Origin of the sequence: Streptomyces sp. WZ.A104, assembly GCF_002382885.1 — a bacterium.
Lineage (GTDB): Bacteria > Actinomycetota > Actinomycetes > Streptomycetales > Streptomycetaceae > Streptomyces.
The window spans coordinates 20912-28818 of record NZ_NWVL01000088.1 but is presented as its reverse complement, the minus strand read 5'-3'; the positions used below and the strand labels follow the sequence as shown (position 1 = coordinate 28818).

General features: G+C 73.0%; 10 protein-coding genes. 9 read left to right on the top strand and 1 reads right to left on the bottom strand.

Annotation, left to right across the window (positions count from 1 at the left end; all coding sequences use genetic code 11):
• Positions 1–120 precede the first annotated feature (120 nt).
• Positions 121–753 carry a TIGR03085 family metal-binding protein gene (locus tag CIB93_RS32315; protein WP_096632092.1) on the bottom strand — a complete coding sequence of 211 codons (633 nt, stop codon included), beginning with the start codon at positions 751–753 and terminating at the stop codon, positions 121–123.
• 84 nt (positions 754–837) lie between these two features.
• Between CIB93_RS32315 and hisI the strand changes: the two genes are divergently transcribed.
• From hisI to trpA, 9 genes are all read left to right on the top strand, one after another.
• Positions 838–1218 carry a phosphoribosyl-AMP cyclohydrolase gene (gene hisI, locus CIB93_RS32310; RefSeq protein WP_096632090.1) on the top strand — a complete coding sequence of 127 codons (381 nt, stop codon included), beginning with the start codon at positions 838–840 and terminating at the stop codon, positions 1216–1218.
• 11 nt (positions 1219–1229) lie between these two features.
• Positions 1230–2738 (top strand): anthranilate synthase component I, encoded by a 1509-nt coding sequence (locus CIB93_RS32305; RefSeq protein ID WP_096632089.1) that lies wholly within the window; start codon positions 1230–1232, stop codon positions 2736–2738.
• Entirely contained in the window at positions 2738–3400 is a 663-nt protein-coding gene (locus tag CIB93_RS32300; protein WP_096632087.1) for a TIGR02234 family membrane protein, read from the top strand. Before CIB93_RS32305 ends, CIB93_RS32300 begins: the two co-directional genes overlap by 1 nt.
• Before the next feature lie 111 nt (positions 3401–3511).
• On the top strand, positions 3512–3763 hold the full coding sequence (locus CIB93_RS32295; protein WP_096632085.1) for an HGxxPAAW family protein: 252 nt from the start codon (positions 3512–3514) through the stop codon (positions 3761–3763).
• Positions 3764–3864: 101 nt separating this feature from the next.
• On the top strand, positions 3865–4458 hold the full coding sequence (locus CIB93_RS32290; protein ID WP_096632084.1) for a DUF2752 domain-containing protein: 594 nt from the start codon (positions 3865–3867) through the stop codon (positions 4456–4458).
• 115 nt (positions 4459–4573) lie between these two features.
• Positions 4574–5383, top strand: coding sequence for an indole-3-glycerol phosphate synthase TrpC (gene trpC / locus CIB93_RS32285; protein WP_096632082.1), 810 nt, complete (start codon positions 4574–4576; stop codon positions 5381–5383).
• Between the two features lie 18 nt (positions 5384–5401).
• Positions 5402–5644, top strand: coding sequence for a tryptophan biosynthesis modulator TrpM (gene trpM / locus CIB93_RS39240; protein WP_096632081.1), 243 nt, complete (start codon positions 5402–5404; stop codon positions 5642–5644).
• A 127-nt stretch (positions 5645–5771) separates the two neighbouring features.
• On the top strand, positions 5772–7058 hold the full coding sequence (trpB, locus tag CIB93_RS32275; RefSeq protein WP_096632079.1) for a tryptophan synthase subunit beta: 1287 nt from the start codon (positions 5772–5774) through the stop codon (positions 7056–7058).
• A complete protein-coding gene (trpA, locus tag CIB93_RS32270; protein ID WP_096632078.1) occupies positions 7055–7867 on the top strand; it encodes a tryptophan synthase subunit alpha in 813 nt (270 codons plus the stop codon). The genes trpB and trpA overlap by 4 nt, the downstream gene beginning before the upstream one ends.
• Positions 7868–7907: the final 40 nt, after the last annotated feature.

Genomic DNA, 7907 nt, shown 5'->3' with positions numbered 1-7907 from the left:
AACAGCGGAGCTCCTGTGGTGAGGATGTCTTGGAGTGACATCCCTCTTCTACAGCAGCTCCGCTGCCTCGTTCACCAGCCTTGACGAACGACCTCAACGCCTAACTGAACGGCGTTGGCCCTAGATCCCCAGCTCGGCCGTCCTCACCCGCTCCACGGCGTCCTTGTCGCCCTCCAGCTCGACGTCCGCCGCGTTCTGCCGGGCGTACGCGAACAGCAGCAGCTCGGCGGGCTCCCCGGTCACCGTCACCACCGGGGTGCCCTTGTGGGCCACCGCCGTCTGGCCGTCCGGGCGGCGCAGCACCAGGCCCACCGGGGAGCGGCGGCCCAGCAGCCGGGCGGTCTTCTCGATGTGCGACCAGAGCACATCGGTGAAGACCGGGTCCAGCTCGCGGCGCGTCCAGTCGGGCTGGGCCCGCCGCACGTCCTCCGTGTGGACGAAGAACTCCACGGTGTTCGCCGCCTCGTCGATCTGCTTGAGGGACATCGGGGAGAACCTGGGCGGGCCCGTCCGGATCAGCTGGATCAGTTCCTCGTACGGCTTCGCCGCGAACTCCGCCTGCACCCGCTCCAGCCGGGCCTTCAGGGCCCCCAGCACCATCCCGCCCGCCGCGTCCGCGCGGCGTTCCCGGACCACCACATGGGCGGCCAGATCGCGGGTCTTCCAGCCGTCGCACAGGGTCAGTGCCTCGGGACCGGCCGCCTCCAACAGATCGGCGAGCAGGAGACGTTCACGCTTCGCATGGGTCGACATGCCCGCCAGCGTACGACCGTCACCCGGGGCCCGCCCAGTGGACGTCCGCCCGGAAGGCCTCCGCCGTCACGGCACAATGGGCCCATGACCAGCACGCCCGGCCCCACGCCGCCCGCCAGCAGCCTCGACCCCGCCATCGCCGCCCGCCTCAGGCGCGGCGCCGACGGCCTGGTCCCGGCCATCGCCCAGCAGTACGACACCGGCGAGGTGCTGATGCTCGGCTGGATGGACGACGAGGCGCTGCACCGCACCCTCACCACGGGCCGCTGCACCTACTGGTCACGCAGCCGCCAGGAGTACTGGGTCAAGGGCGACACCTCCGGCCACATCCAGCGGGTGAAGTCCGTCGCCCTGGACTGCGACGCCGACACCGTGCTGGTCAAGGTCGACCAGACGGGCGCCGCCTGCCACACCGGCGACCGCACCTGCTTCGACGCCGATGTTCTTCCCCTCCTCGACCAGTAAGGTCACCGGCCATGGATCTCGACACCTTCCGCAAGCTGGCCGTCGACCGGCGCGTCGTTCCCGTCAGCCGCCGCCTCCTCGCGGACGGCGACACCCCCGTCGGCCTTTACCGCAAGCTCGCCGCCGAACGCCCCGGCACCTTCCTGCTGGAGTCCGCGGAGAACGGCCGGACCTGGTCGCGCTACTCCTTCATCGGCGTCCGCAGCGACGCCACCCTCACCGCCCGCGACGGCGAGGCCCACTGGCTGGGCACCCCGCCCGTCGGCGTCCCGGTGGACGGCGATCCGCTGGACGCCCTGCGGGCCACCGTCGAGACCCTGCACACCCCGCGCGACCTGGTCGTCGACGAGGGACTGCCGCCCTTCACCGGCGGCATGGTCGGCTACCTCGGCTACGACATCGTGCGCCGCCTGGAGAAGATCGGCGAGCACGGCGGCGACGACCTGAAGCTCCCCGAGCTGACCATGCTCCTCACCTCGGACCTCGCCGTCCTCGACCACCAGAACGGCACCGTCCTGCTGATCGCCAACGCGATCAACCACAACGACCTCTCCACCGGCGTCGACGAGGCCCACGCCGACGCCGTCGCCCGCCTCGACGCGATGGAACAGGACCTGCGCCGCCCCGTCGAGAACGCCCCCGCCGCCCTGCCCCCGTCCGAGCTGCCCCCGTACACCGCCCTGTGGGGCGGCGAGGCCTACCAGGCGGCCGTCGAGGACATCAAGGAGCGCATCCGCGCCGGTGAGGCCTTCCAGGTGGTCCCCTCCCAGCGCTTCGAGACCCCGTGCACCGCGAGCGCCCTGGACGTCTACCGGGTGCTGCGGGCCACCAACCCGTCCCCGTACATGTACCTCTTCCGCTTCGACGGGTTCGACGTCGTCGGCTCCAGCCCCGAGGCCCTCGTCAAGGTCGAGGACGGGCGGGCCATGGTCCACCCGATCGCCGGGACCCGGCACCGCGGGGCCACCCCGCAGGAGGACCAGGCCCTCGCCGATGAGCTGCTCGCCGACCCCAAGGAGCGCGCCGAGCACCTGATGCTCGTCGACCTCGGACGCAACGACCTGGGCCGGGTCTGCGAACCGGGCAGCGTCGAGGTCGTCGACTTCATGTCGATCGAGCGGTACTCCCACGTCATGCACATCGTCTCCACCGTCACCGGACGCGTCACCGAGGACCGCACCGCCTTCGACGTACTGACCGCCTGCTTCCCCGCGGGCACCCTCTCCGGCGCCCCCAAGCCCCGCGCGATGCAGATCATCGAGGAGCTGGAGCCGAGCCGCCGGGGCCTGTACGGGGGCTGCGTCGGCTACCTCGACTTCGCCGGGGACTCCGACACCGCCATCGCCATCCGTACCGCCCTGCTCCGCGACGGCACCGCGTACGTACAGGCCGGAGCGGGTGTCGTCGCCGACTCCGACCCGGTCGCCGAGGACACCGAGTGCCGCAACAAGGCCGCCGCCGTGCTCCGCGCCGTCCATACGGCCAACCGGCTCAACGAACGCCGAACCGGTAGGGGATAGTGGAGGGCGTGAGTGCCGTCCCCGTACCCCAGCCCCGTGACCGAACCGCCGACACCGCCCCCGACTCCGCCGGGAGCCGCCGCAGTCTCGCGGCCGGTCTGCTCCTCGGCGCGGCGGGCGCGACCGTCGTGCTCCTCGCCTCCGGGCAGACCTGGGCGGAGGGGCAGGCGGCCACCGGCGGCGGCGCACTGCCGCTGACCGCCGACGGCCGGGACGTCACGGGCGTCCCCGCCGCTCTCGCCGTCGTCGGGCTCGCCGCCCTCGTCGCCGTCTTCGCGGTGCGGGGCGCGGGGCGCCGGATCGTCGCCGTCCTCCTCGCCCTCAGCGGCCTCGGAGCCGCGATCAGCGCCTGGGCCGGGGCGGGCGACAGCAGCGCCCTCGACGAGGAGGCCGCCCGCACCACCGGTGACGCGGCGGCCACGGTGCACGCCCTCAGCCACACCGCCTGGCCCTACGTCACGGCCGCCGGGGGCCTGCTGATCCTGCTCGCCGGGCTCCTCGCCCTGCGCTACGGCGGCCGCTGGCCCGCCATGTCCGCGAAGTACGAACGCGACGGCACCCCCCGCCCCCGCAAGGCCCCCCGCACCGCCCCCGACCCGGAGCGGCCCGAGGAGCTGTGGAAGGCCCTGGACCGCGGCGAGGACCCGACGCGCGAGGAGTGACCCCCGCTCACGTCCTGCCACCCCGTACGGGACAATGGGAGCGCGCCGTCCCCCGGGCGGCGGCCCCAGTCACCGCGATACCCACAGCGCAACACCAACAAGGAGCAACTCATGGCGGGCAGCAGCCACGGACACACCCCGGCCGCCTGGACCGGTGTCATCATCTCCTTCATCGGCTTCTGCGTCGCAGGCGTCTTCATGGTGGCGGACAACCCGCTCGGCTTCTGGGTCGGTATCGCCGTCATCTTCGCCGGTGGACTCGTGGGCCTCGCGATGAGGGCCGCCGGTCTCGGCATGCCGAAGGAGTCCACCGAGATGGCCGAGGCCCGGGCCCGCGCCGGACAGGCCCAGACCTCCCACTGAGCGGGCCGCAGGCCCGCCCCGGCGACCGGCCGGAGCGACACGCAGCGAGGCGCAGCCCCACCGGGGCTGCGCCTTTCCGCGTCAGCGGGGACAATCACCGGGTGGACGCCTCGCCAACCCCCGCCGCCGCCCAGCCGCCGGACTCCGACACCAGCCCTCCGCCGGGCCCCGGGCCCACCGGTCCGGCCCGCGCGGAAGCCTCACCGCCGGGCCCCGGACCCCGGACCGTGCCGCCGACCGGCTGCCCGACTCCGGACTCGGCCCGGTCCGTTCCGGCGCGGACGGGTTGGGACGGACCCACCCGCCTGCGCCGGCTCGCCACCCCCCTCGGTATCCTCGCCGCCGTCGCAGGCGCCTTCGCGTACGTCGGGACCGTCGATCCCAACGAGCCCGGCCACTACCCCGTCTGCCCGCTGCTCAAGATCACCGGCGTGCTCTGCCCCGGCTGCGGCGGGCTGCGCAGTGCGCACGCGTTCATCCACGGCGATCTCGGCGCCGCCTTCTCCGCCAACGCCGTCGCCACCGTCGGCTACTTCCTCTTCGCCGTGGTCTGGGTGCTGTGGCTGGTGCGGGCCTGGCGCGGGCAGCCCCTGCGAATCCGGCTCGCTCCCGCCTGGTGGTGGGGCATCGGAGCCCTGCTCCTGATCTTCTCCGTGGTCCGGAATCTGCCGTTCGGATCGGCGCTGGCCCCCTGAATGCCCAGGTAGTGGGACGCGGCGCGGCCGGATGCGGACCCCGGGGCCTCCTGCGGATACCATCGGTATGGCTGATCCTGTTCCCTATTCACCGTTCCGGAAGGGGGCCGCTCGCGTGAGTGTGCTCGACGAGATCATCGACGGCGTTCGCGCCGACCTCGCGGAGCGGCAGGCGCGCGTCAGCCTCGACGAGCTGAAGGAGCGCGCAGCCCGCGCTCCCCAGGCCAAGGACGGAGTCGCCGCCCTGCGCGGCGAGGGCGTGACCGTCATCTGCGAGGTCAAGCGCTCGTCCCCCTCCAAGGGGGCCCTTGCCGCCATCGCCGACCCCGCCGCGCTCGCCGCGGACTACGAGGCCGGCGGCGCGTCCGTCATCTCGGTCCTCACCGAGGAGCGCCGCTTCGGCGGCTCGCTCGCCGACCTGGAGGCCGTCCGCGCCAAGGTCGACATCCCGGTCCTGCGCAAGGACTTCATCGTCACCTCCTACCAGCTGTGGGAGGCCCGCGCCTACGGCGCCGACCTCGCCCTGCTGATCGTCGCCGCCCTCGACCAGGAGGCCCTCGTCTCCCTGATCGAGCGCGCCGAGTCGATCGGGCTCACCCCGATCGTCGAGGCGCACGACGAGGAGGAGGCGGAGCGCGCCGTGGACGCCGGAGCGAAGATCATCGGTGTCAACGCGCGCAATCTGAAGGACCTCAAGGTCGACCGCTCCATCTTCGAGCGCGTCGCCCCCGAGATCCCCGACCACATCGTCAAGGTCGCCGAGTCCGGCGTCCGCGGACCGCACGACCTGATCGCGTACGCCAACGCCGGCGCCGACGCCGTCCTGGTCGGCGAGTCCCTGGTCACCGGCCGCGACCCGCGCGCCGCCGTCGCCGACCTGGTCGCCGCGGGCGCACACCCGGCGCTCCGCCACGGCCGCGGCTGACCGGGAGCGACCGCGACCATGACCGACCGTCCCGTGCCCCGCACCCGGCCGGGTAGGGCCTGTCGTCGAACTGCCGTCGTCGCCCGAAGGGCGGCCGGGGCCCCGGCCCGGGACCCGCACGCCCCGCTGGCGCGCGGGTGCAGGCCGCGAGGCTGCCGAGCCCCGGCCCGGCGCGTGCACGGACGCCGGGTGCGGTACGTGATCGGTGACGAGCCCGGCCAGGTCAACGGGATGCGATGGCGCCCGGGGTCCGCGCTGTAGCGAGCCCCGGCCGACGTACCGCGGTACCTGTCGTATTTCGTACGTACGACCGCACGCTGTCCCGGTGGCGCTCGCTGCTCCGCGCATACGGTGAACCCACCCGTTGCCATGCCAAGGAGCACGTCACATGTCGTCCGACTTCTTCATTCCGGACCCGGAGGGTCTGATCCCCAGCGCCGAGGGCTATTTCGGCGCGTACGGCGGCAAGTTCATCCCGGAGGCGCTCGTCGCCGCCGTGGACGAGGTCGCCGTCGAGTACGACAAGGCGAAGGCCGACCCGGCCTTCGCCGCCGAGCTCAACGCGCTCATGGTCGATTACACGGGACGGCCCAGCGCGCTGACCGAGGTCCCGCGCTTCGCCGAACACGCCGGCGGCGCCCGGATCTTCCTCAAGCGGGAGGACCTGAACCACACCGGCTCGCACAAGATCAACAACGTGCTGGGCCAGGCGCTGCTCACCAGGCGCATGGGCAAGACCCGGGTCATCGCCGAGACGGGAGCCGGTCAGCACGGGGTCGCCACCGCGACCGCCTGCGCCCTCTTCGGCCTCGACTGCACCATCTACATGGGCGAGATCGACACCCAGCGCCAGGCGCTGAACGTGGCCCGGATGCGGATGCTCGGCGCCGAGGTCGTCGCCGTGAAGTCCGGCTCGCGGACCCTGAAGGACGCCATCAACGAGGCGTTCCGCGACTGGGTCGCCAACGTGGACCGTACGCACTACCTCTTCGGCACGGTCGCGGGCCCGCACCCCTTCCCGGCGATGGTCCGCGACTTCCACCGGGTCATCGGCGTCGAGGCCCGCCGCCAGCTCCTGGAGCGCGCGGGCCGCCTCCCGGACGCGGCGGTCGCCTGTGTCGGCGGCGGCTCCAACGCCATCGGCCTCTTCCACGCCTTCATCCCGGACGCCGGGGTCCGCCTGGTCGGCTGCGAGCCCGCCGGGCACGGCGTGGAGACCGGCGAGCACGCGGCGACCCTGACCGCGGGCGAGCCTGGCATCCTGCACGGTTCGCGCTCCTACGTCCTCCAGGACGACGAGGGCCAGATCACCGAGCCGTACTCCATCTCGGCCGGTCTGGACTACCCGGGCATCGGCCCGGAGCACTCCTACCTCAAGGACATCGGGCGCGGCGAGTACCGCGCGGTCACCGACGACGCGGCCATGCAGGCCCTGCGCCTTCTCTCCCGCACCGAGGGGATCATCCCGGCCATCGAGAGTGCCCACGCGCTCGCCGGTGCCCTGGACCTGGGCAAGGAGCTCGGCAGGGACGGGCTGATCCTCGTCAACCTGTCCGGGCGCGGCGACAAGGACATGGACACCGCCGCCCGCTACTTCGGTCTCTACGACCCCGACGCCGCCGTCGAGGCGGACGCCGACAGCGACCGCGCCGAGATCGAGGGGGACGCCAAGTGAGCGGCAACATCGAGCTGTTGAACACCACCCTGGCCGCCGCGAAGGCCGAGGACCGGGCGGCGCTCATCGCCTACCTGCCCGCCGGGTTCCCGACCGTCGACGGCGGCATCGAGGCGGTCAAGGCCGTCGTCGCGGGCGGCGCGGACATCGTCGAGGTCGGCCTCCCGCACAGCGACCCGGTCCTGGACGGCCCGGTCATCCAGACCGCCGACGACATCGCCCTGCGCGGCGGGGTCCGCATCGCCGACGTGATGCGTACGGTCCGCGAGGCGCACGAGGCCACCGGCGTCCCGATCCTGGTCATGACGTACTGGAACCCCATCGACCGGTACGGCGTGGAGCGCTTCACCGCCGAGCTGGCCGAGGCGGGCGGCGCCGGGTGCATCCTGCCCGACCTGCCGGTCCAGGAGTCCGCGCTGTGGCGTGAGCACGCCGACAAGCACGGCCTCGCCACCGTGTTCGTCGTCGCCCCCAGCAGCCAGGACGCCCGCCTCGCCACCATCACGGCGGCCGGGAGCGGCTTCGTCTACGCCGCCTCCCTGATGGGCGTCACCGGCACCCGCGCCTCCGTCGGCGCCCAGGCCCAGGAGCTGGTGGTCCGCACCCGCGCCACCACCGAGCTGCCGGTCTGCGTCGGACTCGGTGTCTCCAACGCCGCACAGGCCGCCGAGGTCGCCGGATTCGCCGACGGCGTGATCGTCGGCTCGGCGTTCGTCAAGGCCATGCTGGACGCCCCCGACGAGGCCGCGGGTCTGGAAGCCGTCCGCTCCCTGGCGGGCGACCTGGCCGTAGGCGTTCGAAAGCGCTGACGCCTTGAATCACCCGAATGGGTGGATTATGGGCCGGGGA

Excerpts from the sequence above, each read along its gene's own strand:
- CIB93_RS32315 (WP_096632092.1), bottom strand. The coding sequence starts at position 753 with ATGTCGACCCATGCGAAGCGTGAACGTCTCCTGCTCGCCGATCTGTTG.
- hisI (WP_096632090.1), top strand. The coding sequence starts at position 838 with ATGACCAGCACGCCCGGCCCCACGCCGCCCGCCAGCAGCCTCGACCCC.
- CIB93_RS32305 (WP_096632089.1), top strand. The coding sequence starts at position 1,230 with ATGGATCTCGACACCTTCCGCAAGCTGGCCGTCGACCGGCGCGTCGTT.
- CIB93_RS32295 (WP_096632085.1), top strand. The coding sequence starts at position 3,512 with ATGGCGGGCAGCAGCCACGGACACACCCCGGCCGCCTGGACCGGTGTC.
- trpM (WP_096632081.1), top strand. The coding sequence starts at position 5,402 with ATGACCGACCGTCCCGTGCCCCGCACCCGGCCGGGTAGGGCCTGTCGT.
- trpB (WP_096632079.1), top strand. The coding sequence starts at position 5,772 with ATGTCGTCCGACTTCTTCATTCCGGACCCGGAGGGTCTGATCCCCAGC.